Below are 25,628 nucleotides of genomic sequence, written 5' to 3'. Positions count from 1 at the left end.
ACCTATGCCGGAACTCCCCGAGGTGGAAGCGCTCAAGGACTTCCTGACCGAGCAACTGGTCGGCCGCGAGGTCGTCCGGGTGCTGCCGGTCGCGATCAGCGTCCTGAAGACCTACGACCCGCCGGTCTCCGCGTTCGAGGGCAGCGAGGTCACGGCCGTGCACCGGCACGGCAAGTTCCTCGACATCGAGGGCGACAGGGGCCTGCACCTCGTGACGCACCTGGCCCGCGCGGGCTGGCTGCACTGGAAGGACCGGCTGCCGGACGGTCTGCCGCGCCCCGGCAAGGGCCCGCTCGCGCTGCGGGCCGCCCTGGCGGACGGCGCGGGCTTCGACCTGACCGAGGCCGGCACCCAGAAGCGGCTCGCGGTGTACCTGGTACGGGAGGTGCGGGAGGTGCCCGGCGTGGCCCGGCTCGGCCCCGACCCGCTCGCCGACGACTTCGACGAGGCCCGGCTCGCCGCCCTGCTGACGGGGGAACGACGGCAGCTCAAGGGCGCGCTACGGGACCAGAGCCTGCTCGCCGGCGTGGGCAACGCCTACAGCGACGAGATCCTGCACGCCGCGAAGATGTCCCCGTTCAAGCTCGCCGCGTCCCTGACCCCGCAGGAGACCGGGCGGCTGTACGAGGCGCTGCGCACCACCCTGACGGAGGCGGTCGAGCGCTCCCGGGGGCTGGCCGCCGGGCGGCTCAAGGCGGAGAAGAAGAGCGGACTGCGGGTGCACGGCCGCGCCGGGGAGCCCTGTCCGGCCTGCGGCGACATCATCCGCGAGGTGTCGTTCAGCGATTCGTCGCTGCAGTACTGTCCGACCTGTCAGACGGGCGGCAAGCCGCTGGCGGACCGCAGGATGTCGCGCCTGCTGAAGTAGTTTCCGCGGGGTGGGGCGCGTTTGTGCCGTCGTTCGGCCGCGGCGCCGTGGTGGCTTGTCAGGGGGACTTGAGGGTCACCAGGTGCTCTCCGGTGGCGGTGCGTACCTCGTAGTGGTCGATTTTCTCGGGGGACATCGCGGAGGCGCCCCGCAGGGTGTTCACGCCGGCGTCGTGGCCGGTCACCGTCCAGCTGGTGAGGATCTGCTCGGTGCCGTCCTCGCCGATCGCGACCAGACGACAGGAATGCGGACCCGCCCCGTCCCTGACCTTCAGCTCGACCTCGGTGCCGTAGGCCTCGCCCTCGCTGGTCACCTGCGCCCACACTCCGGAGTCCGGGTCGGTCGTCGCCGTGACCCGTACGGACGCCGTCCCGTGCCCGGCGTAGGCGACGATCCCGGGACCGGCGACGGCGAACACCACGGAGGCCGCAAGGCCGAACAGCAGACGCCGGCGGCGCGCCCGGTGGCGTGCCGTGACCTCGGCGAGCAGCCGGTCGAGCAGCCGCGGGCCCGGCTGGGCCAGGGGGTGCACAACGCGCGGCGTGGCCCGCCGGTACAGCATCAACTGCCGTGCCGCAGAGCCGAATTCGGTCATGTGTGCCGTGCAGCTGGGGCACTCCATGAGGTGGTCCTCGAAGCGGAAGGCCTCCGCCTCGTCCAGCACGCCGAGCGCGTAAGCGCCGACGTCGCGATGCCTTTCCAGGGACCTCATGCCGAATCCTCGTGCCGTTGGGTGCGGGTGGGGTGACTGCGTGCACCCACCGGTACGCACCGGACAGCCGAATCACTCAAGCCACATCCACAATCGCCGCCCCCCTGGGACAACCCAGGAATTCGGAGCGGTCAGGCCCACGGATTGGTCCGTCGGCGAAAAAGGCTCAGAAGAGATGGATGGCGAGGTGGCCGAGGGGCAGCCCGAGCCGCCAGGCGGGGGTCCACACCTTCGGCCCGTCCTCCTCGCCGACCACCGGGCCGCCGCCCGGCACCGCGTCCAGGTCGGGGGCGAGCAGTTCGGTCTCCTGGAGCCAGCGCCAGGCCTTAGCGGCGAGGTCCAGGTCCGGCGCGGGGGCGCCGGAGGCGATCGCCGCGGTGACGAGCTGGGCCATGCGCTCGCGCACCCAGTCCTGCCAGGGCTGGTCGTACGCCGTCAGCGACAGCCAGGTCTCCAGCTGGGAGACGACCCGGATGCCGGAGAGTTCGCCGTCGGTGTCGGACAGGAAGACGGTCAGCGCCAGCGCGTCCCGGCCGGCCCGGAACTCGAAGGACGTGGGTGGCATCAGATCGCCGGTCCGCAGCAGTTCGTCGGCGATGTACTCGGCGTAGAACCAGGCCACGGGGACGGTCAGCGCGCCGCCGCCGGTGCCGTCCGTGCTCTCTTGACCTCTGTGCAGCATCCCGTCCTGCCTTCCTCCGGTACGTGCGCGTCGCCCGGACCCCGCCCCGGTCCGGAACACGGATGAAGACAGCTGATTGCTCCAACAGGGTCCGCAGCAAGGCGCTTTACCGAGACTTGACCCAGGGCCCGGTTTCACCGCAGGTCGGGCGCGTATCCCGGCAGAACCCGGCGCAGGGCGCGCAGCGCGTAGTACGCGCGGGACTTCACCGTACCGGGTGGGATGCCCAGCGTTTTTGCGGCTTCCGCAACACTCGCCCCTCGGAAATACACGAGCACCAGTACTTCACGGTGTTCCGGAGTGAGTGTCTTCACAGCCTCGCGCACATCCAGGGTGGCGGCCGACCGCTCGGCGTGGTCGGCGCACACCCGCGCGTTCTCCAGGATCGCGTCGCCGACCTCCGGCGGTCGCGCCTGCCGGGCCCGCCGCGCGTCGATCGCGAGCCGCCGGCCCACGGTCAGCAGCCAGGGCCGTACCGAGTCGAAGGCGTCGGCGCGCAGCGCCTCGGGGTGCTGCCAGGCGCGTACGAAGGTCTCCTGCACCAGGTCCTCGGCGCGTTGCCGGTCCCCGTCGCACAGCCGCAGCAGCAGCGCGAACAGCGGCCGGCCGTGCTCGCGTTGCAGCGCGGCCAGCTCGTGCTCGGCGGTCGTCGTCCCATGGTCGAGGGTGGTTCCGGCCGTCATGGCCCCATGGCAGCGCAGGGTCCGCCGAGGGGACAGGGTGCGCGCAGGGATCTGCGACGGACGGTCGATCGCGTCGGCGAACGGTTCGGCGAACGGTCCGTCACGGCCGGTCACGGACACCGGACGGGTTAAAGAGGGCCACCGGGTCGTTTGGGGCGGCCGTCATCTTCGTACTCATTTGTCTGTAAATACGAAACGTGACGGTGATTCGAGACCATCCGGGATGAGCCGATGATCGCACGCAGTCGCCAGGTCGCCCTGGCCCTGACCGTACTCCTCACGGCGGCCGCCGCCTGCTCGGCCGAGGCCCGCAAGCAGCCGCCCGCGCCCGCACACCCGGCGCCGCCGGCGGCGGCCCGCGGCTTCACCCTCGTCGCCTCCGGCGACGTCCTGCCACACACCTCCGTGATCGAGCGGGCCAACTTCGACGCGGACGGCGCAGGCTACGACTTCCGTCCGATGCTCGCCGGTGTACAACCGGTCGTCAACCGCGCCGACCTGGCGCTGTGTCACATGGAGACCGTGTATGGCGCGAACGGCGACTACACCGGTTACCCCGCCTTCAAGTCCCCGCCGCAGATCGCCCCCAGCCTCGCCGCCACCGGCTACGACGCCTGCTCCACCGCCTCCAACCACGCCCTCGACGACGGCGCCCAGGGCATCGCCCGCACACTGGACGCCATGGACCGGGCGGGCCTGCGGCACTCCGGGACGGCGCGTGTCGAGGGGGAGGCCCGCGCGGCCACCTTCATGCAGGCCGGCCCGGCGCGGGTCGCGCACCTGGCGTACACCTACGACACCAACGGCTTCGCGCCGCCGGCCGGGCAGCCCTGGGCGGTCAACCTGATCGAGGAGGCCCGGATCGTCGCCGACGCCCGCGCCGCCCGGAAACAGGGCGCGGACGTGGTCGTCGTGTCCCTGCACTGGGGCACCGAATGGCAGGACGACCCCGACGACCGGCAACTCGCCCTCGCCAAGCGCCTCACCGCCTCACGGACCGCCGGCCGCCCCGACCTGGACCTGATCATCGGCACCCACGCCCATGTCCCGCAGGCGTACGAGAAGGTCAACGGGACCTGGGTCGTGTACGGCATGGGCGATCAGATCGCCGGCGAGATGTACAACCGGCAGGGCCTCCAGGACCCGCGCGGCAACCAGTCCACGCTCGCCCGCTTCACCTTCACCCCGCCCGCCCGGCCCGGCACCCGCTGGGAGGTGACCCGCGCCGAGTTCATCCCGCAGCTGTACGACCTCGACGCGGGCCGCGTGGTCAACATCAACGCGGCCATCGCCGACGGCGCCGAGCTGACCGGCGTGCGCGACCGGATCCGGGACGTGGTGCTCGCCCGCGGCGCCGCCAAGGACGGCCTGGTCATGGGCGAGTGACCCGCCCCGGCCCGGCGAGCGCGGAACGCCGGTAGGAGTACCCGAAGTAGACGACCACCCCGACCACGAACCACACCGCGAACCGCACCCAGGTCTGCCACTGCAGGAAGGTGATCAGCCAGATCGAGAAGACGACGCCCAGCGCCGGTACGAACGGCATCCACGGCGTACGGAAGGTGCGCGGCAGATCCGGCTGCCGGTAGCGCAGCACGATCACCGCGGTACACACCACCACGAACGCCAACAGGATGCCGATATTCGTCAGTTCGGCCGCCTCGCCGATCGGCAGGAACCCGGCGATGGCGGCCGAGGCCACCCCGACGATCCAGGTCACCCGCGTCGGTACGTGCCGCGTCGGATGCGTCTTCGCAAACCACTTGGGCAGCAGCCCGTCCCGAGACATGGAGAACCACACCCGGGTCACGCCCAGCATGAACGTGAACATCACGGTGAGGATGCCGATGATCGCGCCCACCGCGATCACATCCGCCAGCCCGCTCAGGCCCACCGACTTGAACGCCGTGGCGAAGCCGCTCTCCTTGTCGATGTGCCGGTAGTTCTGCATTCCGGTCAGTACCAGGCAGGCCGCCACGTACAGCACCATCGAGATCGCGAGCGAGTAGACGATCGCCCTCGGCATGTGCCGCTGCGCGTCCTTGGACTCCTCGGCGGCCGTGGACATGGCGTCGTAGCCGAACACCGCGAAGAACACGGTGGCCGCGCCGGTGAACGCCCCGCCGACGCCGTAGGGGAAGAACGGGTGGTAGTTGGCGGTGGTGATGTGGAAGACGCCCACACCGATCACCAGCAGTACCACCAGCACCTTCAGCACCACCACGATCGTCTCGAAGCGGGCCGCGCTGCGGATGCCGAGGGTGAGCAGCCAGGCGATGAGCAGGCACAGCAGCGCGGCGAACAGGTCCACCCGGTGCCCGGCCCCGGTGCCGGGCGCCCCCAGCATCCAGGCCGGCAGGTTCGCGCCCATCTCCTCGACCAGGAAGCTGAAGTAGCCGGAGATGCCGATCGCGACCACCGCGACGATCGCCGTGTACTCCAGCAGCAGATCCCAGCCGATGAACCAGCCGGCGAACTCGCCGAGCACCGCGTAGCCGTAGGTGTAGGCGGATCCCGCCTTCGGGATCAGGCCCGCGAACTCGGCGTACGACAGGGCCGCCGCGGCGCTGGCGAGACCGGCGATGAGGAAGGAGACGACCACCGCGGGCCCCGCCACACCATTGGCCACCGTGCCGGCCAGGGTGAAGATGCCCGCGCCGATGATGCCGCCCACGCCGATCGCGGTGAGCTGCCACAGGCCGAGCGATCTCGCCAGCCGGGGGCCCTCGCCGATCTCGGTGTCCTCGATGTGCTCGATGGGTTTGCGGCGGAGAATGCCCTCACCCGGCCGGATCCTGGCCATGTGCCTCACCTCTTCACCTACGGCGAACGGTTGACGGCGGATCATGATGGCCCACACCTGCGCACCATGAAAGACACCACACACGAATCCACCCTCCACCGCCACCCCACGCCGAGCCGTCTCCAGACAGAGGGCAGGCCGAGTGGTCTGTGGCGGGCCGGTTGGGCGGCTCCCGGCCGGGACGCCGTTGCGCGTTCGGTTCCCGGCCGCGCTCGATGCCCCCACGCGTCGCGTTCGTCGCCTCGGTGTACCGCTTCGGCTCGCTGCCGTCTCGGGCACGGCCCGGTCACCGCGAGCAGATCGTCGGCCGGGGCCGGTTTGCGGAAGGGGCGGGCAGGCATCGGTGGCTTGCCTGGTGGGTGGCGCCGGGACGGGCGTGGTCGGGGTGGTGCCGCCGGTGCCGGGCCCGGTCTGGGCGGTCGGCGGTGGGGGCGTCGGGGGGCCGGCCTTCTCGTCGGGGGCCTGCCTGTGCTTGCCGTCGGTGTGGGGCCCCGGCTACGGGACCACCGTCACCGGCCAGCGGCCTGCCTTTACCAGGCGGATTGCCACCGAGCCGATGAACCGGTGGCCCGCCTGCTCGGACGCGCCGACCACGACCGCGTCGGCCTTCAGCTCGTCGGCGGCCTTCACCAGGCCGCTGTAGGGATCGCCACGGAACGTGTGGAACTCCCAGCGCACGTCGAATATCCCCTTGACCTGCTCGGCGGACTCACGGATGTGGGTGACGAGGTCCTCGGCGATCTCGTCCGTCGTCTCCGCCACCGGCGCCCCGAGCGCGGCCCCGGCCGCCATCACCGGCTGCACATAGACGACGGCGAGCAGCGCGTGCTGCCGCCGGGCCAGACCGGCGGCATAGGCGGCGGCCCGCAGCGAGGACTCGGAGCCGTCCACTCCGGCCACGATGACCTTCGGCCCGTCCGTGCCCCGCTCGAATCTGTGCGCGTGCTGTTCGTGCTGTTCCGTCACGGCCGTGAGGCTATCGGAAACCGCAGGTCCCGCTCCCCTCCGGGAGCCCTCGACGGGCGCCGCCCCCGCGGTTCCTACAGTCGGAACCATGAGGGCCACCGCGGAGGCCGCCCAGGGGAAGGACGCCATGGGCCCCACACCGCCGCCCGCGGACCGCTTCCCGGCCGGGTGCCCGAGGGCTTCGCCGCCTTCCTCGGCGCCCTCGCCGCGCTCTGCGCCCTCCTGGCGTTCAGCGCGCCGCTGCGTGTCCTGCTCCGCCCGTTGGTCCGCGCCCTCGACCTGCTGATCGTCCCGGTCGGCGCCGACCTCGCGTACGCCGTCGTTCCTGCTCCTGCCGGCCGTCGCGACCGCCGCCCGCAAGCGGGTCGCCTGGTGGCTGGTCTTGGTCCACCTCGGCCCGGTCGTCCTCACCGACGTACTGGGCCGCACGGCCGGCCTTCTCCGGGGCCTGGCCGGTCAGGACGGTGTACGGCGCGATCTCCCAGGCGCTCGGCGAACAGGCCGACGCCGGCACCCGGCTGCCCGTGTGTGGACACCCTTCCCTTCCCTTCCCGCTCGTCCGTCGCCGCTGACGCACGGCCGCTCGTCCGTCGCCGGTGACGCACGGCCGTACCGGCGTGCGGACGGCTGCGCCGTGCGGGTGGAAAACCCGTCGCCGCACCGGTGTGCGAGTGGTGCGCCGCTGCCCCGGGGCGAGTGATGAGTCATGAAGAAGGATCAGATGCTCACGCGGCGCCGCGTGCTGCTCGCCGGCGCCGCCGCCATGGCGGCGGCCGGCACCGCCGACCTCTTCCTGACCGGCCGCACGGACACGGTCCCCGCACGGCCCGGCGGCGCACCCGCCGCCGGACCCGGGGCACGGGCCGCGGTCAACTCCTCCGCGTTCCGTCTGCGGCCGCTGATCGGTGACGGACCGCCGCGCGCCCTGCCCGCCCGGACCCCCGTGCGGCACGAGCCGATCCTGCGGATGCCCGGCACCGGCCGGCGCATGCTGCTGACCTTCGACGACGGCCCCGACCCCGCCTACACCCCGCACATCCTGGACACCCTCGCGAAGTACGACGTCCGCGCGACGTTCTTCGTGTGCGGGGAGATGGCCGAGTGGAACGGATATCTGCTGGCCAGAATGGCCGACGAGGGACACGTCGTCGGCAACCACACCTGGTCGCATCCGCGGCTCACCGAGCTGAGCCGGGCACAGATCCGCTCCGAGATGGAACGCACCAGCGAGGCCATCGCGAAGGGCTACGGCGAGCACCCCCGCTGGTTCCGCGCGCCGTACGGGGCCTGGAACCGGGCGGCCTTCCAACTGGGCGCCGAGATGGGCATGGAGCCGCTGGCCTGGACGGTGGACAGCCTCGACTGGACCACGCCGGGCACCCGCACCATCATCGACCGGATCGAGCGCGGCGCCGCCCCCGGCGTCGTGGTGCTCTCCCACGACGCCGGGGGCGACCGCTCGCAGAGCGTCAACGCCCTGCGCGGCTATCTGCCTTGGCTGCTGGACAAGGGCTATCACCTGACCGTCCCCGAGCGGCCCTACGGCTGAGCGGCGCGCCCGCCGCCCGCCCGGCCGGGGCACCGTCAGCGGACCTCGGCCAGGCGGGCGAAGACGACGACGTTCCCGTCGTAACCGTTCTGCTTGGAGAACCCGCCTCCGCAGGTGATCACCCGGAGTTCGGGTGTCCCCTTGGAGCCGTAGACCCGGTCGCCGGGGAAGCTGTTCTTCGCGAAGACCTCGACGCCGTAGATCTCGAAGACCGCCGTCTTCTTGTCCTTGCGCCGGACCTCGATCCGGTTCCCCTTCTTCAGGGACCCCAGTCCGTAGAACACCGCGGGACCGGCCGTGTTGTCCACATGGCCGACGATGACGGACGTCCCTTTTTCGCCGGGTGAGACGGCACCCGTGTACCAGCCGGCCAGGTTCGGGTCCTCCGGCGGCGGCGCGGTCACCCAGCCGTCCGTGTCCAGGCCGACCGGAATCACCGGGGCGTCGACCCGGATCGCCGGGATCATCACCCGCTGCGCGGCGGAGAACGACAGCGCGTCCGGCGCCCCGGCGATGCCGGTGCCGGGTACGGGGCTGTCGGCAGCGGCGTTCTGCGCGGGCTGCGGCGGTCCGACGTCGAACTCGCCCGACCCGTTGCGGATGAGCGCGAGACCGGTCAGCAGAACAAGTGCTATCACGCCCCACGGAGCGCGCTTCCTGCGCCGTTCCTCCTCTTCGGGAAGTTCGGACAGCTCGAACGCAGACATTCGCCATCCCCTCTCGGCGCGGCCGTCGCCGCGTCATTCACGCATACGAGAACGCTAAGTCGCGCGCGGACGGGCGGCGACGGGGGCGCTGGCGAACGGGTGACCGGGACGCCTTTCGGTGCGCCATCCGAGTTGCGACCGCGAGGAATTTTCCTGACGGTCCGTGACCTGGGACAACATCCGATTGTGGGCTTTTAGTTCAGCGTGTTTGATCACCGGGACGGAGCATTCTCGACATGCGGGCGTGTTCCGTTCATCCGAAGGTCTACCCCGGAGGTGCTTTTTCGCCGATCGACCGGGGACGGGTCCCGGGGTGCCTCTCGCGGAGGATCACATGGGTAACACTCGCGCCCTGGCGGCCACGGCCATCGCCGTCGCCGTCCTCGGGCTCGCCGCCCCCACGGCCGTCGCGGACGGCGTGGGCAACGGGGGCGGACCGAGCAACACCGGCGGCGTCAACGGCACCGGAGTCCTGCCGGGCGGTGGAATCGCTCCGGGCGGCGTCGTTCCGGGCGGCGTCGCCCCGGGTGGCGTCGCTCCTGGTGGCGTCGTTCCGGGCGGTGGCGTCTTTCCCGGCGGTGGCGTCTTTCCAGGTGGTGGAGTCTTTCCGGGTGGCGTCGCCCCGGGTGGCGTGTTTCCGGGCGGTGGGTTCGCGCCGGGCGGGGTCGGACCGGGCCTCGTCGTTCCGGGCGGTGGCTACTTTCCCGGCAACAACGGCTTGCGCCCGGGCAACGGCCGTGAAGGCCTTGGCCGAGAAGGCGGTCGAGAAGGCGGTCGAGAAGGACTCGGCCGTGAAGGACTCGGCAACGGCCGTGAAGGCGTTCGGCCCGGAAACGACATCAGACCGGGCCCGGTCCACGGCGGTATCGGAGGCTCCGTCACTTCCGGAGCGGCCCCGGCCGACATGGCCATCGGCGGCGGCCTGGTGGCGGCGGGCGTGATCGGCGGCGGCGTGTTCTGGCTGCGCCGTCGGCACGAGAAGCGGATCTGACCCTGCGCGAACCCAGTAGCGCGAACGGGTCATCCGTGTCGGCCGTTCAGGCGAAATCCCCGCTGTGGACGGGGCGTGCGTGGCCCGGCGCGCACGCCCCCCGGTGGTCCGCCGTGGCCGGTCCGGACCGTCAGCTCATGACGTTCGGGAAGAGGTCCAGGAACGGCTGCGCCGTCGCGTCCATGCCCCGGCTGTAAGGGGAGTCGAAGATCCAGATCAAGAAGAGCATGAACGCGATCGTGGCGGAGAACAGCCCGGCGAGGACCAGTTCCCGCGGGGTGCGCCGGATCTGCAGGGCGAACACCATGCCGATGGTGACCACCGCTCCGAAGAGCAGCCCGAACCACACCACGCCGGGCATCGTGGCCCCCGTGGACTCGGCGCGGGCGCTGCGCGCCTGGTCCACCGCCGTCACCTGGTCGACGAGCGGTTGGTAGGCCTGCGCCTCGAAGTCCGTCCTCGGCCGGTAGTCGGTGACGTCGCGGCGGATGCGGTCGAGCAGCCGGGCGCCGGTGTCGGTGAGGCGGTCGTCGCGCTCCATCGTCTTCCACTCGGTGCGGACGACGTGTCCGGCATAGGCGTTGACATCTGCCCGAATGCCGTCGCGGATGTCGGGCGGGTAGACCCGGACCCGTTCCGAGATCTCGTGCAGCGCCTGGGCCTCCGCCTGCACATGGTCCTGGGCGGAGCTGCGCGCCTCCCAGACACCGGCGATGGCCAGACCCAGGACGATGGCGTAGACGACGCCGATCCACATGGTCATGTACTCGATGACGTCGGGGGTCTCGCTGGGGTCGTCGTCCTCGGCGGCGGTCCGGTGCCGTACCAGGGTGATGACGACCACCACGGCGCATGCGCCCAGCATCGCGAGGACGAGAACAAGCCAATCCGACAACAGGTGCCTCCAGGGACGAGCGAATCGAGATGCCGGTGCGCTTCCGGTGTCAGCGGGGACGCAGCGCGGCGACGGCGACGATCGCGGGGATGGTGATGAGCAGGACGTAGGTGACCGGGGAGGTCCGGTTGTGCGCCGGGGGGTCGGCCGGCCGGGGGCGGTAGCGCGGATAGCTGACCGGGGCCGCGGAGGACCGCGGGGCGGGCTCGGCCGACGGCCGGGGTGCGGGAGCCTCGGTACGGGCCGGCGTCGGCTTCGGCGTCGGGGTGGGGGCCGGCCGCGGCAGGGCCCGCGGGGCCGGCGGCTTCGGCTTCGACGGTGGCGGCGGTTCGGGCGTGGGCTTCGGCGGTGGTGACGGGGGTGGGGGCGGTGCCGCAGTGGGCGTCGGTGTGGGCGTCGGTGTGGGCGTCGGGCGGGGCGTGGGCGTGTGGCAGTGCGCCGGGATCGGCCAGGAGCCGCCCGCGACGGTCACCGTCACCGTGTCCTCCGGGCCCGTCGCGGCGTAGGCGCAGGCGTCGGCCCTGGCCGTGCCGACCGGACAGCCCACGAAGGCCCACACCAGCACCACCAGGCTCAACGCCCTTGCCGCGGGCGGGAATCGGGTCGCTTCGGGTTGCACGACCGAGATCATGGGGTGTGGGGAGTCCGGCCACGCCGCAGAGCCCGCGGATTGCCCCGAAGGGGGGAAGCGCCTTTCGGGCGGTTTGAACACCGGCCCCCCGAAACCCGCTTTGTACGCACGCGTGTACGCCACCCCGGAAGACGCCAACCCCGTCATCCGTCGCGGCGTGAGTCGGGCGGCGCGGGAGGGTGCGGCGGCGGCGAACTCCGGGAGCGCCGGCGGTACGTGAGTGTCGGGAGTACGTGGAGACACGGCGGCAGGGGCCAGGGCACCGTCGCCTGCCGCCGCCCGGCCCGCGCCGGAGGCCGGCCTGTGTCCGGGAGACGCTCGTGCCGCGGTGTCCGGCGCGGCCCGGCACGGCCGTTGTCGAGAAATCTTCGGGGCGGTTGAACACGATGGCCCGTTCCGTCCGTACCCAATGTCGTGCGGCGGCGCAGCGAGCGCTGCAATATCCAGGCGATAATGGGGAGTTGACGATGAAGACCTCGTGGCGGGCCGCCTCGCTGGTGGCAACGGCCGCTTCGGTGCTGGCCCTGACGACGGCGTGCGGTCAGGACAATGTCACCACCCCGTCGTCGGCGGCCCAGAACGTCGGGGCCACGGCCGCGGCGGGCGGATACGGCGGCGCCGGCACGGAGACCGGCGCGGGCAACGGCTACGGCGCCGACGGCAGCCAGAGTTCCAGCTCGCCGACCCCGGCCGCGCCCGCGGGAGCCCTCACGGTCGCGGCCAACCCCGATCTGGGCAAGGTCCTGACCGACGGCTCGGGCCTCACCCTCTACCGCTTCGACCAGGACACCGCCAAGCCGCCCAAGTCGAACTGCGACGGCGACTGCGCCACGACCTGGCCGCCGGTGCCCGCGGACGACGCGAGCGCCGGCACCGGCATCGACAAGGCCCTGCTCGGCGAGGTGACCCGCACCGACGGCACCAAGCAGCTGACCGTGGGCGGCTGGCCCGCCTACCGTTACGCGAAGGACGTCAACGTCGGTGACGTCAACGGCCAGGGCGTCGGCGGCAAGTGGTTCGCGCTCGCCCCCGACGGCAAGAAGGCGGCCCAGTCGGACCTGCCCGGCCTGTCCACCCGCAAGGACCCCAAGCTGGGCGAGATCGTCATCGACAAGAACGGCATGACGGTCTACCGCTTCATGAAGGACCAGGCGTGGCCCAAGCCCGTCTCGAACTGCACCGGAGACTGCCTGGAGAAGTGGCCGGCGGTCGCTCCGGTCGACGCGGCCGACACCAAGGGCGTCGAGAAGAAGGGCCTGATGGGCTTCACCCGGTCCGACGGCGCCAAGCAGATGACCGTCGACTGCTGGCCGATCTACACCTTCTCCGGTGACGAGGCCCCGGGGGACACCAACGGTCAGGGCGTGGGCGGCACCTGGTACGCCGTCGCGCCCGACGGCAAGCCGGTCGGCGCGCCCAAGTAGGGATCATCTCCCCAGGGTTGATCTCCCCGCCCCAGTCAGTATCGGACCACCGCGGAAGGGAGGGACGACGGCAAGCGAGTGCCGGACGCACAACAAAAGGCGCACGACCACGGGTCCGCCCCCTTCGCACCGCACGGAGGGGGCGGACCGCTGCGTGTGGGCACCGTCACGCTGCGGCGTCGTTCCGGCACGTGCCGCAGGCAGTGACCGGGAACGGATGGTCAATTTCCGTTTCGGGTCGCTCCATTGACCGGCGATCAGTAGCCTCAGCTCGAACACCGGATCGCCTACGCCTTGGAGAGATACATGGAGCGTCCCGCCTGGGCCCCACGGAGCATTGACATCACCGTGCCGAGCGTTGCGCGTATCCACGACTACTACCTGGGCGGTTCGTACAACTTCGAGGTCGACCGGGAGGCGGCCCGCAAGGCCATGGAGTTCCTGCCGGGACTCCCCAAGATCATGCAGGCGAACCGGGCGTTCATGCGTCGCGCCGTGCGCTTCGCGGTGCGGGAGGGCATCACCCAGTTCCTCGACATCGGCTCCGGCATCCCCACGTTCGGCAACGTCCACGAGGTGGCCGAGGCGGCCCTGCCGGGCGCCCGCGTGATGTACGTCGACCATGACCCGGTGGCGGTGGCGCACAGCCAGGCGGTGCTGGCGGGCAACGAGAACGCGGGCGTCGTCGCCGCGGACCTCCGCAAGCCCCAGGAGATCCTGTCGAACCCCGAGGTTCGGTCACTGATCGACCGGAATCGGCCAGTGGCGCTGCTGCTCGTTGCCATACTGCACTTCGTGGAAGACGCGGACGACCCCTACGGTGCGGTGGCCGAGCTGCGCGAGGCACTCGCGCCGGGCAGCCTGCTGATCCTCACCCATGCCTCGTACGAGGGAATCCCGCTGCCGCCCGAACGGGCCGCAGGCGCGGTCGACGTATACAACGACATTCACAACCCGCTGATCATGCGCTCGCGCGAGGAGATCGCGCGGTTCTTCGAGGGGTACGACATGGTGGAACCCGGACTGGTGGCGATGCCGCGCTGGCGCCCGGAGACGGAGGACCCGGACGACGAGGATCCGTTCGCGTTCTCCGGTTTCGCGGGTGTGGGGCGTACGGCGTGAGCGCGGAGCCGGACGGGCCGGAGGACAGACTGCGGCGGTTCGCGACCATCTGGAGCCGGGCCGTGTTCCCGGTGACGTCGACGTCGCTGACCCGGCCGGAGTTCGAGGAACGACTCCTGCCGCTCGCGCGCCGGCTGAGCCGTGCGCTGCGCCGGCGCGGCTTCGACGCGGAGGAGGCGAAGGCGGTCGGCGCCGCGCTGATCGACGCGCACTGCACCGACCCGGAGGCGCTGTCCCGCACCCTGGACTGCGTCGACGCCTATCTGGTGCTGTACTGCGGCGAGGACGGGCCGCAGGACGAACTGCGCATGCGCTGCTCCCGGTTGCAGCACGCCATGGCGGCCGGGTTCGCGCAGGCGCTGCGTGAGCGGACCCTGGCCGAGCAGGAGGCCATCGCGCGGGCCGCGTTGCAGGCGCAGGGCGTGGTGGCGAAGGCCCTGCACGCCAGCGAGGCCCGCTTCCGCGCGGTGTTCGAGGGCGCGGCCATAGGGATCGCCATCGCCGACCTCGAAGGCCGGGTGCTCCAGGTCAACGAGGCGCTGCTGCGTATGTTCGGGCTCTCCGAACAGGCGCTGCGCGGCCGCCTGGTACCGGAGTGGACGCACCCCGAGGACGCGCCGCAGACCTGGCGGCTCTACGACGAACTCGTGCGCGGCGAGCGCGAGCACTACCACGTGGAGAAGGCGTTCAACCGCACCGACGGAACCGTGCTGTGGACCAATCTCACGGTCTCCTTGCTGCGCGACGCGGACGGCAAGCCGCAGTACCAGCTCGCGCTCATGGAGGACACCACCGAGCGGCGGCTGCTCAATCTGCGGCTGCGCTACGAGGCCACGCACGACGCGCTCACCGGGCTGCCCAACCGCACCCTGTTCTTCGAACGCCTGGAGAAGGCGCTCGGCGCGGGCGAGGGCCAGCGTTTCGGCCTGTGCTACCTGGACCTGGACGGCTTCAAGACCATCAACGACAGCCTGGGCCACGCGGCCGGCGACCGGCTGCTGGTCGAGGTCGCCGACCGGCTCCAGTCCTGCGCCACCGCGCCCGGCGAGATGGTCGCCCGGCTCGGCGGCGACGAGTTCGTGGCGCTGACCACCGGGCCCGACACCGAGCGGGAGGTCGACGAACTGGCCGAGCGCATCCTGAACGCCCTCGTCACTCCGGTCAGCGTCGACGGCCGTGAGCTGCTTGTGCGGGGCAGCATCGGCATCGTGGAGGGCCCGGCGGGCGAGCGCACCGCCGCGGAGGTGCTGCGCAGCGCCGACATCACCATGTACCGGGCCAAGTCGGCGGGCGGCAACCGCTTCGAGCTGGCCGACGCGGAGGCCGACGCCCGTGCCATCACCCGGCACGGGCTGACCACGGCGCTGCCGACGGCCCTGGAGCGCGGCGAGTTCTTCATCGAGTACCAGCCGCTGGTGCACCTCGGTGACGGCAGCGTCCGCGGGGCCGAGGCGCTGGTCCGCTGGCTGCATCCGCAGCACGGGGTCATCGGCCCCGACCGGTTCATCCCGCTCGCCGAGCACACGGGGCTGATCGTTCCGCTGGGCCGCTGGGTCCTGGAGCAGTCGGTGCGCCAGGCGCGCGAGTGGCGGGAACGATACGGCGAGCAGACGCCGAGCGGCCCGCTGCGCATCAACGTCAATCTCTCGCCCTGCCAGCTCAGCCATCCCGGTCTGGTCCAGGACACGGTGGAGATCCTGGAGCGCACCGGTGTCGCCCCGGACGCACTGTGCCTGGAGGTCACCGAGTCCGCGCTGATCGGAGCCGACGACGACCTGCTCAAGCCGTTGCGTCGGCTGGCCGACATGGGTGTGGACATCGCCCTGGACGACTTCGGCACCGGCTACTCCAACCTCGCCAATCTGCGCCGTCTGCCGGTGAGCATCCTCAAGCTGGACCGCTCCTTCACCCAGAGCATGCAGCGGTTCCCGGCCGACCCCGTCGACCTCAAGATCGTCGAGGGGATCGTTTCGCTCGCCCACAGCCTTGACCTGGCGGTCACCGTGGAGGGCGTGGAGACCGGCGCCCAGGCCGAACAACTACGCATACTGGGCTGCGACACGGCCCAGGGCTGGTACTACGCCCGCCCCGGCCCCCCAGAACGCCTCCACCACCTGGCCCTGGCAGACACAACAACGTAACCCCGCTGCCCGCCCGTCGGGGGCGGATGTGTGTCGCGTCGTGGTGGAGTACGGACCAAATGTGCTTCCCCGCGCCCCAGCCCAGGGGCGCGGGGAACTGCGCGAGCAACCACGACGCCCCCGCACCGCCCGCCGCCGCGGATGCGATCCGGCGCTACGGCCATAGGGGCGCGGGGAACTGCGCAAAAAACGCGCACCCCCACCCACCCGCACCCTCCAACGACACCGCACCCCCACCCACCCACACTCCCAACAACACCGGCACCCAACAAAAGGCACCCCCAGCCACACCACACCCCCACCGCCAAAGCGGCGCAGCCACCCGTCAGCGTTCGAGCAGCATCCGCTGCAACTCCCGAGCAGCCCGCGGCGGCGCCACGTCACTCCGGTGCGCCAGCGCAATCGTCCGATGCAGCCCCGGCCGAGCCAACGGAGTGACCCGCAGGCCCCGCCCCGACCGCGTAGCGACCATCCGCGGCAGGACGGCCACCCCCAACCCGGCCCGCACAAAACCCAGCACCGCGTCCATCTCACCGCCCTCCACCGCGAAATCCGGCTCGAACCCAGCGGAGCGACACGCGGTGACGGTCAGCTCCCGCAGGTCGTACCCGTGCCGGAACATCACCAGCCGCGCACCCTCAAGGTCGGCGATCCGTACGGGGCGGCGCCCGCCGCGGCCCGGTGCCGGGGCCTCCGGCGAGGACACCACCACCAGGTCCTCGCGCAGCAACTCCACCGTGGTCAGCGCGGGCGACGGCGTCGGCAGCGGCAGCACGACCAGCGCCAGATCGAGCGCGCCGCGCGCCAGCTCCCGCACCAGATCGTGCGAGCCGCCCTCCTCGATCAGCAGCCGGATGCCGGGATAGCGGTCGTGGAAGGCGCGCAGCACGTCCGGGAGCAGGCCGGTGCACAGGCTCGGGGTGGCGCCCAGCCGGACGCGTCCGCCGCGCAACTGCACCAGCTCCTGCACCTCGTGCCGGGCCGTGTCCGCGTCGGCCAGGATCCGCCGGGCCAGCGGCAGCAGCGCCTCGCCGGCGTCGGTGAGCGTGATGTTGCCGCGGGCCCGCAGAAACAGATCCGCCCCCAGCTCCCGCTCCAGCGACCTGATCTGCTGGGACAGCGACGGCTGGGCGACATGGACCAACTCCGCGGCCCGGGTGAAGTGCCGGGTCTCGGCGACCGCGACGAAGTACTGGAGCTGCTGGAACTGCACCCGGTCAGCATAAGCCCTGCCATAGCCAGTGCCTATGGAATCGAGCTGGACCATGTCTTGGACCGATAGGGCCGAACGGCCCTAGCGTGCAGGGCATGGCACTGGCAACGCGGACGGACCGACGGCCGTCCATGGCGCGCGCGATGTGGGACAGCTCCGTCGGCAAGAAGACCGTGATGGCGGTCAGCGGCCTGATCATGCTGCTGTACCTGGCCGTCCACATGTTCGGCAATCTGAAGATCTTCTTCGGCCCGGGTGACTTCAACCACTACGGCCACTGGCTGCGCACCATCGGCGAACCGTTCATGCACTACGAGTGGACGCTGTGGGTCATCCGCGTCGTCCTTGTCGTCGCCGTCGTCGCGCACGCCGTCTCCGCGTACCAGCTCAGCCGCCGCGACCTCAGGGCCCGCCCGAGCAGGTATGTGCACAAGAAGCCGCGGGCGAGCTACGCGACGCGCACCATGCGCTGGGGCGGGATCATCCTCGCCCTGTTCATCGTCTGGCACATCCTGGACCTGACCACCGGCACCGTGCACTCCGGCGGCTTTGAGGAGGGCCACCCCTACCAGAACGTCGTCGACACCTTCTCCACCTGGTACGGCAACGTCATCTACATCGTCGCGATGCTCGCGCTCGGCCTGCATGTGCGGCACGGCTTCTGGAGCGCCGCCCAGACCCTCGGCGTCGGCAGCCGCACCCGCGACCGCGCCCTGAAGACCGTCGCCAACGTCCTCGCGTTGCTGCTCACGGCCGGCTTCATCGCCGTACCCGTGGGCGTCATGACCGGAGTGCTGAGCTGACATGACCATCCCCACCGTCTACACGGACTACGCGACCGGCGAGCCGGTCGTCGACGCGAAGGCCCCGACCGGACCGATCGAGGAACGCTGGGACAAGCGCCGCTTCGAGGCGAAACTGGTCAACCCCGCCAACCGCCGCAAGCACACGGTGATCGTCGTCGGCACCGGCCTCGCCGGCGGCTCCGCGGGCGCCACACTCGCCGAACAGGGCTACCACGTCGTCCAGTTCTGCTACCAGGACTCCCCGCGCCGCGCCCACTCCATCGCCGCGCAGGGCGGCATCAACGCCGCGAAGAACTACCGCAACGACGGCGACTCGATCCACCGGCTGTTCTACGACACCGTCAAGGGCGGCGACTTCCGCGCCCGCGAGTCCAATGTGCACCGGCTCGCCCAGATCTCCGTGGAGATCATCGACCAGTGCGTGGCCCAGGGTGTGCCGTTCGCGCGCGAGTACGGCGGCCTGCTCGACACCCGCTCCTTCGGCGGTGTCCAGGTCTCCCGCACCTTCTACGCACGCGGCCAGACGGGCCAGCAACTGCTGCTCGGCGCCTACCAGGCGCTGTCCCGGCAGATCGCCGCCGGGAACGTGGAGATGCATCCGCGCACCGAGATGCTGGACCTGATCGTCATCGACGGGCGGGCCCGCGGCATCGTGGCACGCGACCTGATCACCGGGAAGATCGACACATACGTCGCCGACGCCGTCGTCCTCGCCAGCGGCGGCTACGGCAATGTCTTCTACCTGTCGACCAACGCCATGAACTCCAACGCCACCGCGATCTGGCGGGCCCATCGCCGCGGCGCCTACTTCGCCAACCCGTGTTTCACCCAGATCCACCCCACGTGCATCCCGCGCACCGGGGACCACCAGTCCAAGCTCACCCTGATGAGCGAGTCGCTGCGCAACGACGGCCGGATCTGGGTGCCGAAGGCCAAGGGCGACACCCGCCCGCCGAACCGGATCCCCGAGGACGAGCGCGACTACTACCTGGAGCGCATCTACCCGTCCTTCGGCAACCTGGTGCCGCGTGACATCGCCTCCCGCGCCGCCAAGAACGTCTGCGACGAGGGCAGGGGAGTGGGCCCCGGCGGGCAGGGCGTGTACCTGGACTTCGCCGACGCGATCCAGCGGATGGGCCGCAAGGCCGTCGAAGCCAAGTACGGCAACCTCTTCGACATGTACCAGCGGATCACCGACGAGGATCCGTACGAGGTGCCGATGCGCATCTACCCGGCCGTGCACTACACGATGGGCGGCCTGTGGGTCGACTACGACCTGCAGACGACGATCCCCGGCCTGTTCGCCGTCGGCGAGGCCAACTTCTCCGACCACGGCGCCAACCGGCTCGGCGCATCGGCCCTGATGCAGGGGCTGGCGGACGGCTACTTCGTCCTGCCGGCCACCATCAACGACTACCTGGCCCGCCATCCGCACCAGGAGACGGTCACCGCCGAACACCCCGTCGTCCAGGAGGCCTTGGCCGACACCGAGGACCGCCTCAACCTGCTGCTCTCCGTCGACGGCGACCGCACCCCCGACTCCTTCCACCGCGAACTCGGCGAACTCATGTGGGAGTTCTGCGGCATGGCACGCAGCGACGCCGGACTGCGCAAGGCGCTGGAGCGCATCCCGCAGATCCGTGCGGAGTTCTGGCGGCGCATCAAGGTGCCCGGCACCGGCGAGGAGTTCAACCAGTCGCTGGAGAAGGCCAACCGCATCGTCGACTACCTGGAACTGGCAGAGCTGATGTGCCTCGACGCGCTGCACCGCGACGAGTCCTGCGGCGGCCACTTCCGTGAGGAGTCCCAGACGCCCGACGGCGAGGCGGCCCGCAAGGACGACGCGTTCTCCTACGCCGCCGCCTGGGAGTTCACCGGCACCGGCGAGGCGCCCGTCCTGCACAGGGAAGACCTGGCCTTCGAGTACGTCCACCCCACTCAGCGGAGCTACGCATGAAGCTCACCCTGCGCGTCTGGCGGCAGCGCAACGCCGACGCCGAAGGCGCCATGTCCACCTACGAGGTGGACGGGATCTCCTCCGACATGTCCTTCCTGGAGATGCTCGACACGCTCAACGAGGAACTCATCCTCAAGGGCGAGGACCCGGTCGCCTTCGACCACGACTGCCGCGAGGGCATCTGCGGCGCCTGCAGCCTGGTGATCAACGGCGATGCGCACGGACCCGAGCGCACCACCACCTGCCAGCTGCACATGCGGTCCTTCAAGGACGGCGACACGATCGACATCGAGCCGTGGCGTGCCTCGGCGTTCCCGGTGATCAAGGACCTGGTGGTGGACCGGTCCGCGTTCGACCGGATCATCCAGGCCGGCGGCTACATCACGGCGCCGACCGGGGCCGCGCCCGAGGCCCATGCGACGCCCGTACCCAAGCCGGACGCCGACTTCGCGTTCGAGCACGCGGAGTGCATCGGATGCGGGGCGTGCGTCGCCGCCTGCCCGAACGGGGCGGCGATGCTGTTCACCTCCGCCAAGGTCAACCACCTCAACGTGCTGCCGCAGGGGGCGCCCGAGCGGGAGACACGTGTGCTGGACATGGTGGCGCAGATGGACGCGGAGGGGTTCGGTGGCTGCACGCTCGCCGGGGAGTGCGCCACCGCCTGCCCGAAGGGCATCCCGCTGATGTCCATCACCAGCATGAACAAGGAATGGCTGCGGGCTGTACGGAAGGGGTAGTGCGGGCTGTTCTACGCAGTTCCCCGAGCCCCTGTGCGGGTGGCTCGGGGTGTGTTTCGGGTGCGGGTGCGTGGTGGCTCGTCGCGCAGTTCCCCGCGCCCCTGTGCCTGTGGGGGTGGCTCGGGGCTGCTCGGGTGCGGGTGCGTGGTGGCTTGTCGCGCAGTTCCCCGCGCCCCTCTGCGGGGGTAGTTCCCCGCGCTCCTGTGGGGCGCGGTTGAGGGCGTTCGCCTTGGGGCGGACGGGCGGGGTCGGGAGTGGTGCTCACCGGCCCCGTCTCGCTTGTGCGGCGCCCGCTGGAGCGAGCCGTTCAACAACCTCACACCCGCTTTCTCTGCGCCGGTCACGCGGAGGTCAGTCGGCATCGGAAGAACAGGTGCGGCAGACCGAATCCCACCGGTCCGCCGTCCGCTTCGCCGACCCGGCCCGTGACCAGGAGAGAGCCATGACCGGCGTTTCCACCCTCGACCGCCCCCCACAGCCCGCGGCCCCCACCCGCTACACCGTCACGCTCGCCGCCGACGAGGCCGACGTGCGTGCCGCCCAGCGGCTGCGGCACGAGGTCTTCGCCGGGGAGATGGGCGCCCTGCTGTCCACCCCGCAGCCGGGCCACGACATCGACCCCTTCGACGCGTACTGCGACCACCTGCTCGTGCGCGACACCATGACCGGGCAGGTCGTCGGCACCTACCGGCTACTGCCCCCGGACCGGGCCGCGGTCGCCGGACGACTCTACTCCGAGGGCGAGTTCGATCTGACCGCGCTCGACGGCATCCGGCCGGGCCTGGTCGAGGTCGGCCGCTCCTGCGTGCACCCCGACCACCGCGACGGCACCGTCATCGGGCTGATCTGGGCCGGGATAGCCCGCTACATGGTGGACCGCGGGCACGAATGGCTGGCCGGCTGCTGCTCCATACCGCTCGCCGACGGCGGCGCCCTCGCCTCCGCCACCTGGCACCGGGTCAGCGCCAAGTACCTGGCCCCCGAGGAGTTCCGGGTACGGCCCCTGCTGCCGTGGGTGCCGAAGGCCGAGGCGCCGACCGAGCGGACCGAACTGCCGGCGCTGCTGCGCGGCTACCTCCGGCTCGGCGCCTGGGTGTGCGCCGAGCCCGCGCACGACCCGGACTTCGGGGTCGCCGACCTGTACGTGCTGCTGTCGATGCGCCGGGTCAACTCGCGCTATCTGCGGCACTTCCTCTCGCTCGTCCCGGCCTGATGAGCGCCTGGCTGCCCAGCGCGCCCTGCACCCCGGGGGCGTGCGTGGAGCCGACGGGGTCCGCGGTGGCCGTACCGCGCGCCGTGCTGCGGATCACCGGGGTCGCGGTCCTGGTGCTGACCGGGATCGTGCTGTCCCCGCTCGGCGGGAGGATCCCCGCCGGGCTGGTCGGGCGGTGGTGCCGGGCGATCGTGCGGGCCGCCGGGGTTCAGGTCCGCATCACCGGCACCGCCGCGCCCACCGGCGGTCTGCTCCTGGTGGCCAACCACATCTCCTGGCTGGACATCCCGTTGCTGGCCGCCGTACGCCCGGCGCGGATGCTCGCCAAGACGGAGATCCGCCGATGGCCCGTGGCCGGGGCCGTGGCGGCCCGGGCCGGCGTCCTGTTCATCGAACGCGACCGGTTGCGCGCCCTGCCTGGCACCGTCGCCCGTGTCGCGCAGGCGCTGCGCGGCGGTGCCGCGGTCGTGGCCTTCCCGGAGGGCAGCACCTGGTGCGGGCGGGCCCAGGGCCGCTTCCACCGGGCCGTCTTCCAGGCCTCCCTCGACGCGGGCGTACCGGTCCAGCCGGTGCGTCTGCACTACCGGGTCGTGGACGGCCCGGTGAGCACCGCCCCGGCCTTCGTCGGCGAGGACACGCTGCTCGCCTCGATGTGGCGGGTGGCGATGTCGCGCGGGCTGGTGGCCGAGGTGGAGGTCCGGCCGGTGATCCCGGCGGGCCGTCATCCCGACCGCCGTTCCCTCGCCCGGGCCGCCGAACCGGCCGCGCACGAACCCGACTGGACCCATGCGGCCCTGGTCACCGGCGTCTCACGGGTGGAACCGCCGCTCCCCGCCCGTGCGGCCTGAACCGAAGCCGCAGACACACACCCGCCTGTAGAAGACGCCGGGCGGCAGCAGCACACACCCGCCTACAGCCCTCGCGCGGTCGCCTGTTCCCGGTGGTCGCGGGTCTATGGATGCGGAGGTACGTCCCGGTCCTGGCCGCCCAGCTCGTCCTTCATCTTCTGCTGTGCCGTGTCGACCTGGGACTGGTACTTGTTGCCGGTCCTCTCGTCGACGTAGTCGCCGGCCTTGTCGATGCCCTTGCTCGCCTGGTCCTCGTGCCCTTTGAGCATGCCCTTGAGCTTGTCCATGAGGGACATGGCAACCCTCCTAGCTGATGTAGAGGTTCCTCTCCCAGCCTCACCGGCCGCGACACGGTTCGCATCTCGGCCGGGCGCCGTCGTACGGATGCATGAGTGTCCGCCGTGTGTCAGTTTGGACAGAGGTATGCCTGCCGACGGCTCGGTGACGGTCCGCGCCGACAAGCCGGCGGCCGTGCAGGGCTGACCGCCCCGGAGATCAAGCGGAGGCGGTCGCGGGGCTGATGATCCGGGCCAGGCGCCGGTAGGAGTCGAGCAGGGCCGTACGGTCGTAGGTGCTGGTCGTGACCAGGACCTCGTCGGCCCCGGTCTCCTTGAGCACCGTCTCCAGCTCGTGCCCGACCCGGTCCCCGGTGCCGGCGATATGGCCGCTCAGGGCGGACTCGTAGCAGCCACGTTCCTTCGCGGTCATGACGCGGGCCTCTACCGCCTCGGCCGGGAGCAGCGGGGGGAAGGTGCCGTGCGTGCGGGAGTACGCCATGGACCAGGCCTCCGGGACGAGCAGCCGCCGGGCCGCCGCCTCGGTGCCGGCCACCGCGATCGTGCCCGAGATCACGACGTAGGGCTGCGAAGCCCACGGCGAGGGCCGAAAGCCGGTCCGGTACGCGTCGATGCCGCGCAGCATCCGCTCGCGGCCGCGCAGATCGCCGATGACCAGGGGCAGCCCGGCGCGGGCCGCGATGCCGGCGCCCTCGCCCATGGCGAGCAGGAACGGCGGCACCCGCAGCCCCTCCGCCGGGCGGGCGTGCACCCCCGTCGGAGAGCCGCCGCGGAACCAGCCGAGCAGTTGGTCGAGTTGCGCCGCGAAGTCCTCGGCGGCGCTCTTGTCGCGCCCGAGGGCCTTGCGGACCCCGTCGGTGAAGCCCACGGAGCGGCCGAGGCCCATGTCGATCCGCCCCGGAAACAGCGACTCCAGGACGCCGAACTGCTCGGCCACGACCAGGGATTGGTGGTTGGGCAGCATCACACCGCCGGTGCCGACCCGGATCGTGTGCGTCGCGGCGGCCACGGCCGCGGCCAGCACCGTCGGTGCGGAGCCCGCGACGCCGGGCACGCCGTGGTGCTCGGAGACCCAGAAGCGGTGGTAGCCGAGCGCTTCCAGTTCCCGGGCCAGCGCCACGGTGTCGCGCAGCGCCTCGGCGTGCGGGTGTCCCTCGCGGGTGCGGGAACGGTCGAGGACGGAGAAGCGGGTTCTGTGGATCAGCGGGCTCACATGGGTGTCAACACTGTGGGGGCTTTGGGATTCCCGTCGGTTGGCCGGCGCCGGCCTTGGCCGTCAGCGGCGGGTGGCTTGAGCGCCGTGGGGTGTGCGGGTGGGTTGTGGTTGTTTGCGCAGTTCCTCGCGCCCCTGAGCCCGCGGCGCCGGACCGCGCAAGCGTCGATCGGGTGTGCGGGTTGTGTGTGGTTGTTTCGTGGTCCCCGCGTCCCTAAGGTGGGGCGGATGAGGGACAGCAGGGGGCGGCCGGTGGCCGTGTTCGATCTTGACAACACGCTTGCCGACACCGCGCACCGGCAGCGGTTCCTGGAGGGCAGGCCGCGCGACTGGGACGGATTCTTCGCCGCCGCGCCGCAGGACCCGCCGATCGCCGAGGGCGTGGCGCTGGTCGAGGAGAGCGCGGGGGAGTGCGACATCGTCTATCTGACCGGGCGGCCCGAACACTGCCGGCGCGACACGCTCGACTGGCTCGCCGTTCAGGGACTGCCGGAGGGCCGCCTGCTCATGCGCTCCCGTGCCGACCGCAGGCCCGCCCGGTTCACCAAGCTGGAGATCCTGCGCCGGCTGGCCCGCGAGCGCGAGGTCCGTGTCCTCGTGGACGACGACGAACTGGTGTGCGACGACGCCGAGCGGGCCGGTTTCACGGTCGTACGTGCCCGCTGGGCGGACCGGTCCGCGGCGCTGGCGGACGCCCAGGAGCGGGAGGGCCGGACCTGAGCCGGCCGCCGACGGCCCGCCGGTGGTGCCTCACTCCTCGCCCTCGATGCGGAAGCCTACCTTCAGGCCGACCTGGTAGTGCTCGATGCGCCCGTCCTCGATCTGCCCCCTGATCTGCGTCACCTCGAACCAGTCCAGGTTGCGCAGCGTCTGTCCGGCGCGGGCGATGCCGTTGCGGATGGCCTGGTCGACGCCTTCGTGCGAGGTGCCGACGATCTCGGTGACCCGGTAGGTGTGGTGGGACATGCGTGCTCCTCTCGGCCCTGGCCGCGCCACGCGTGCCCGGCGGCCGGTGTGGCACGCGTCACTCAACCGTGCCGTATGCGGCGGTTGGGCGCGAGGCGTCGCATCCGTACCTCCGGGCGCGACTTGACCCTCGTATTGGTCCATACCAAAATCGACACACCCGTACGAGCCACCGCTCGTCCCCCCACGTCGGGCCCCTTCCCCC

26 protein-coding genes and 1 pseudogene are annotated in these 25,628 nt (G+C 71.4%); 15 read left to right on the top strand and 12 right to left on the bottom strand.

Annotated elements, in window-relative coordinates:
* Positions 1-4 precede the first annotated feature (4 nt).
* Positions 5-868 carry an Fpg/Nei family DNA glycosylase gene (locus tag ABT245_RS30465; RefSeq protein WP_351739572.1) on the top strand — a complete coding sequence of 288 codons (864 nt, stop codon included), beginning with the start codon at positions 5-7 and terminating at the stop codon, positions 866-868.
* Positions 869-926: 58 nt separating this feature from the next.
* On the opposite strand, the gene ABT245_RS30460 is transcribed toward ABT245_RS30465, so the two are convergent.
* From ABT245_RS30460 to ABT245_RS30450, 3 genes are all read right to left on the bottom strand, one after another.
* Positions 927-1,580 (bottom strand): anti-sigma factor family protein, encoded by a 654-nt coding sequence (locus tag ABT245_RS30460; protein WP_351739569.1) that lies wholly within the window; start codon positions 1,578-1,580, stop codon positions 927-929.
* 166 nt (positions 1,581-1,746) lie between these two features.
* A complete protein-coding gene (locus ABT245_RS30455; RefSeq protein WP_351739567.1) occupies positions 1,747-2,262 on the bottom strand; it encodes a hypothetical protein in 516 nt (171 codons plus the stop codon).
* 134 nt (positions 2,263-2,396) lie between these two features.
* Positions 2,397-2,945, bottom strand: coding sequence for a sigma-70 family RNA polymerase sigma factor (locus ABT245_RS30450; RefSeq protein ID WP_351739564.1), 549 nt, complete (start codon positions 2,943-2,945; stop codon positions 2,397-2,399).
* A gap of 231 nt (positions 2,946-3,176) precedes the next feature.
* Between ABT245_RS30450 and ABT245_RS30445 the strand changes: the two genes are divergently transcribed.
* Complete coding sequence (locus ABT245_RS30445) at positions 3,177-4,331, top strand: CapA family protein (RefSeq protein ID WP_351739561.1); 1,155 nt, start codon at positions 3,177-3,179, stop codon at positions 4,329-4,331.
* On the opposite strand, the gene ABT245_RS30440 is transcribed toward ABT245_RS30445, so the two are convergent.
* Together ABT245_RS30440 and ABT245_RS30435 are read right to left on the bottom strand one after the other, a co-directional pair.
* The gene (locus tag ABT245_RS30440) at positions 4,318-5,748 is read right to left on the bottom strand and encodes an amino acid permease (protein ID WP_351739558.1); all 1,431 of its coding nucleotides are present in this window, start codon (positions 5,746-5,748) and stop codon (positions 4,318-4,320) included. The genes ABT245_RS30445 and ABT245_RS30440 overlap by 14 nt on opposite strands.
* Before the next feature lie 495 nt (positions 5,749-6,243).
* A complete protein-coding gene (locus ABT245_RS30435) occupies positions 6,244-6,714 on the bottom strand; it encodes a universal stress protein (protein ID WP_351739556.1) in 471 nt (156 codons plus the stop codon).
* On the opposite strand from ABT245_RS30435, the pseudogene ABT245_RS30430 reads away from it, so the two are divergent.
* The 3 genes and pseudogenes from ABT245_RS30430 to ABT245_RS30420 all read left to right on the top strand — a co-directional run.
* Positions 6,685-6,978: pseudogene (locus tag ABT245_RS30430) on the top strand (hypothetical protein); the annotation flags it as partial. The gene ABT245_RS30435 and the pseudogene ABT245_RS30430 sit on opposite strands and share 30 nt — an antisense overlap.
* A 61-nt stretch (positions 6,979-7,039) precedes the next feature.
* The gene (locus tag ABT245_RS30425) at positions 7,040-7,414 is read left to right on the top strand and encodes a hypothetical protein (protein WP_351739641.1); all 375 of its coding nucleotides are present in this window, start codon (positions 7,040-7,042) and stop codon (positions 7,412-7,414) included.
* 6 nt (positions 7,415-7,420) lie between these two features.
* Positions 7,421-8,263, top strand: a complete 843-nt coding sequence (locus tag ABT245_RS30420; protein WP_351739553.1) for a polysaccharide deacetylase family protein — start codon at positions 7,421-7,423, stop codon at positions 8,261-8,263.
* A 35-nt stretch (positions 8,264-8,298) separates the two neighbouring features.
* On the opposite strand, the gene ABT245_RS30415 is transcribed toward ABT245_RS30420, so the two are convergent.
* Positions 8,299-8,970, bottom strand: a complete 672-nt coding sequence (locus ABT245_RS30415) for a class F sortase (RefSeq protein ID WP_351739550.1) — start codon at positions 8,968-8,970, stop codon at positions 8,299-8,301.
* 334 nt (positions 8,971-9,304) lie between these two features.
* Between ABT245_RS30415 and ABT245_RS30410 the strand changes: the two genes are divergently transcribed.
* Positions 9,305-9,961 carry a hypothetical protein gene (locus ABT245_RS30410; RefSeq protein WP_351739548.1) on the top strand — a complete coding sequence of 219 codons (657 nt, stop codon included), beginning with the start codon at positions 9,305-9,307 and terminating at the stop codon, positions 9,959-9,961.
* Between the two features lie 130 nt (positions 9,962-10,091).
* Here the strand turns inward: ABT245_RS30410 and ABT245_RS30405 are convergent, their stop codons facing one another.
* Together ABT245_RS30405 and ABT245_RS30400 are read right to left on the bottom strand one after the other, a co-directional pair.
* Positions 10,092-10,856: a bestrophin-like domain gene (locus tag ABT245_RS30405; RefSeq protein ID WP_351739546.1), complete on the bottom strand. Its 765-nt coding sequence runs from the start codon at positions 10,854-10,856 to the stop codon at positions 10,092-10,094.
* 49 nt (positions 10,857-10,905) lie between these two features.
* The gene (locus ABT245_RS30400; protein ID WP_351739543.1) at positions 10,906-11,475 is read right to left on the bottom strand and encodes a hypothetical protein; all 570 of its coding nucleotides are present in this window, start codon (positions 11,473-11,475) and stop codon (positions 10,906-10,908) included.
* Positions 11,476-11,954: 479 nt separating this feature from the next.
* Here ABT245_RS30400 and ABT245_RS30395 point away from each other — a divergent pair, with 479 nt between their 5' ends.
* The 3 genes from ABT245_RS30395 to ABT245_RS30385 all read left to right on the top strand — a co-directional run bounded on the left by ABT245_RS30395 (position 11,955) and on the right by ABT245_RS30385 (position 16,174).
* On the top strand, positions 11,955-12,911 hold the full coding sequence (locus ABT245_RS30395) for an SCO0930 family lipoprotein (protein ID WP_351739638.1): 957 nt from the start codon (positions 11,955-11,957) through the stop codon (positions 12,909-12,911).
* Positions 12,912-13,217: 306 nt separating this feature from the next.
* Positions 13,218-14,033, top strand: a complete 816-nt coding sequence (locus tag ABT245_RS30390) for an SAM-dependent methyltransferase (protein WP_351739540.1) — start codon at positions 13,218-13,220, stop codon at positions 14,031-14,033.
* Positions 14,030-16,174, top strand: coding sequence for a putative bifunctional diguanylate cyclase/phosphodiesterase (locus ABT245_RS30385; protein ID WP_351739537.1), 2,145 nt, complete (start codon positions 14,030-14,032; stop codon positions 16,172-16,174). The genes ABT245_RS30390 and ABT245_RS30385 overlap by 4 nt, the downstream gene beginning before the upstream one ends.
* Positions 16,175-16,499: 325 nt before the next feature.
* Here the strand turns inward: ABT245_RS30385 and ABT245_RS30380 are convergent, their stop codons facing one another.
* Positions 16,500-17,387: a LysR family transcriptional regulator gene (locus ABT245_RS30380; protein WP_351739535.1), complete on the bottom strand. Its 888-nt coding sequence runs from the start codon at positions 17,385-17,387 to the stop codon at positions 16,500-16,502.
* 131 nt (positions 17,388-17,518) lie between these two features.
* On the opposite strand from ABT245_RS30380, the gene ABT245_RS30375 reads away from it, so the two are divergent.
* From ABT245_RS30375 to ABT245_RS30355, 5 genes are all read left to right on the top strand, one after another.
* A complete protein-coding gene (locus ABT245_RS30375; RefSeq protein ID WP_351739635.1) occupies positions 17,519-18,190 on the top strand; it encodes a succinate dehydrogenase in 672 nt (223 codons plus the stop codon).
* Between the two features lies 1 nt (position 18,191).
* Positions 18,192-20,150, top strand: coding sequence for a fumarate reductase/succinate dehydrogenase flavoprotein subunit (locus tag ABT245_RS30370; RefSeq protein ID WP_351739532.1), 1,959 nt, complete (start codon positions 18,192-18,194; stop codon positions 20,148-20,150).
* The gene (locus tag ABT245_RS30365) at positions 20,147-20,887 is read left to right on the top strand and encodes a succinate dehydrogenase/fumarate reductase iron-sulfur subunit (RefSeq protein WP_351739529.1); all 741 of its coding nucleotides are present in this window, start codon (positions 20,147-20,149) and stop codon (positions 20,885-20,887) included. The genes ABT245_RS30370 and ABT245_RS30365 overlap by 4 nt, the downstream gene beginning before the upstream one ends.
* A 442-nt stretch (positions 20,888-21,329) precedes the next feature.
* On the top strand, positions 21,330-22,100 hold the full coding sequence (locus ABT245_RS30360) for a GNAT family N-acetyltransferase (protein WP_351739527.1): 771 nt from the start codon (positions 21,330-21,332) through the stop codon (positions 22,098-22,100).
* Positions 22,100-22,948, top strand: coding sequence for a lysophospholipid acyltransferase family protein (locus ABT245_RS30355; RefSeq protein ID WP_351739524.1), 849 nt, complete (start codon positions 22,100-22,102; stop codon positions 22,946-22,948). The genes ABT245_RS30360 and ABT245_RS30355 overlap by 1 nt, the downstream gene beginning before the upstream one ends.
* 104 nt (positions 22,949-23,052) lie before the next feature.
* Here ABT245_RS30355 and ABT245_RS30350 read toward each other — a convergent pair whose 3' ends face one another.
* Entirely contained in the window at positions 23,053-23,244 is a 192-nt protein-coding gene (locus ABT245_RS30350) for an antitoxin (protein WP_351739521.1), read from the bottom strand.
* Between the two features lie 199 nt (positions 23,245-23,443).
* Positions 23,444-24,457 (bottom strand): LLM class flavin-dependent oxidoreductase, encoded by a 1,014-nt coding sequence (locus ABT245_RS30345; protein WP_351739519.1) that lies wholly within the window; start codon positions 24,455-24,457, stop codon positions 23,444-23,446.
* Between the two features lie 228 nt (positions 24,458-24,685).
* Between ABT245_RS30345 and ABT245_RS30340 the strand changes: the two genes are divergently transcribed.
* Positions 24,686-25,177: a phosphatase domain-containing protein gene (locus ABT245_RS30340; protein WP_351739516.1), complete on the top strand. Its 492-nt coding sequence runs from the start codon at positions 24,686-24,688 to the stop codon at positions 25,175-25,177.
* Positions 25,178-25,207: 30 nt separating this feature from the next.
* On the opposite strand, the gene ABT245_RS30335 is transcribed toward ABT245_RS30340, so the two are convergent.
* Entirely contained in the window at positions 25,208-25,423 is a 216-nt protein-coding gene (locus tag ABT245_RS30335) for a dodecin (protein WP_351739513.1), read from the bottom strand.
* Positions 25,424-25,628: the final 205 nt, after the last annotated feature.

The sequence above is a fragment of the Streptomyces sp. NPDC001508 genome, assembly GCF_040298665.1.
In the GTDB taxonomy this organism is placed as follows: domain Bacteria; phylum Actinomycetota; class Actinomycetes; order Streptomycetales; family Streptomycetaceae; genus Streptomyces.
Note: the sequence above shows the minus strand (reverse complement) of the source record. Positions and strands in the feature narration are given on the sequence as shown.

Bases quoted from the DNA above. Each gene is read 5' to 3' on its own strand.
- ABT245_RS30370 (WP_351739532.1), top strand. From the start codon at position 18,192: ATGACCATCCCCACCGTCTACACGGACTACGCGACCGGCGAGCCGGTC.
- ABT245_RS30460 (WP_351739569.1), bottom strand. From the start codon at position 1,580: ATGAGGTCCCTGGAAAGGCATCGCGACGTCGGCGCTTACGCGCTCGGC.
- ABT245_RS30440 (WP_351739558.1), bottom strand. From the start codon at position 5,748: ATGGCCAGGATCCGGCCGGGTGAGGGCATTCTCCGCCGCAAACCCATC.
- ABT245_RS30360 (WP_351739527.1), top strand. From the start codon at position 21,330: ATGACCGGCGTTTCCACCCTCGACCGCCCCCCACAGCCCGCGGCCCCC.
- ABT245_RS30465 (WP_351739572.1), top strand. From the start codon at position 5: ATGCCGGAACTCCCCGAGGTGGAAGCGCTCAAGGACTTCCTGACCGAG.
- ABT245_RS30350 (WP_351739521.1), bottom strand. From the start codon at position 23,244: ATGTCCCTCATGGACAAGCTCAAGGGCATGCTCAAAGGGCACGAGGAC.
- ABT245_RS30335 (WP_351739513.1), bottom strand. From the start codon at position 25,423: ATGTCCCACCACACCTACCGGGTCACCGAGATCGTCGGCACCTCGCAC.
- ABT245_RS30415 (WP_351739550.1), bottom strand. From the start codon at position 8,970: ATGTCTGCGTTCGAGCTGTCCGAACTTCCCGAAGAGGAGGAACGGCGC.
- ABT245_RS30340 (WP_351739516.1), top strand. From the start codon at position 24,686: ATGAGGGACAGCAGGGGGCGGCCGGTGGCCGTGTTCGATCTTGACAAC.
- ABT245_RS30365 (WP_351739529.1), top strand. From the start codon at position 20,147: ATGAAGCTCACCCTGCGCGTCTGGCGGCAGCGCAACGCCGACGCCGAA.
- ABT245_RS30375 (WP_351739635.1), top strand. From the start codon at position 17,519: ATGGCGCGCGCGATGTGGGACAGCTCCGTCGGCAAGAAGACCGTGATG.
- ABT245_RS30445 (WP_351739561.1), top strand. From the start codon at position 3,177: ATGATCGCACGCAGTCGCCAGGTCGCCCTGGCCCTGACCGTACTCCTC.
- ABT245_RS30390 (WP_351739540.1), top strand. From the start codon at position 13,218: ATGGAGCGTCCCGCCTGGGCCCCACGGAGCATTGACATCACCGTGCCG.
- ABT245_RS30455 (WP_351739567.1), bottom strand. From the start codon at position 2,262: ATGCTGCACAGAGGTCAAGAGAGCACGGACGGCACCGGCGGCGGCGCG.
- ABT245_RS30420 (WP_351739553.1), top strand. From the start codon at position 7,421: ATGAAGAAGGATCAGATGCTCACGCGGCGCCGCGTGCTGCTCGCCGGC.
- ABT245_RS30355 (WP_351739524.1), top strand. From the start codon at position 22,100: ATGAGCGCCTGGCTGCCCAGCGCGCCCTGCACCCCGGGGGCGTGCGTG.
- ABT245_RS30450 (WP_351739564.1), bottom strand. From the start codon at position 2,945: ATGACGGCCGGAACCACCCTCGACCATGGGACGACGACCGCCGAGCAC.
- ABT245_RS30410 (WP_351739548.1), top strand. From the start codon at position 9,305: ATGGGTAACACTCGCGCCCTGGCGGCCACGGCCATCGCCGTCGCCGTC.
- ABT245_RS30395 (WP_351739638.1), top strand. From the start codon at position 11,955: ATGAAGACCTCGTGGCGGGCCGCCTCGCTGGTGGCAACGGCCGCTTCG.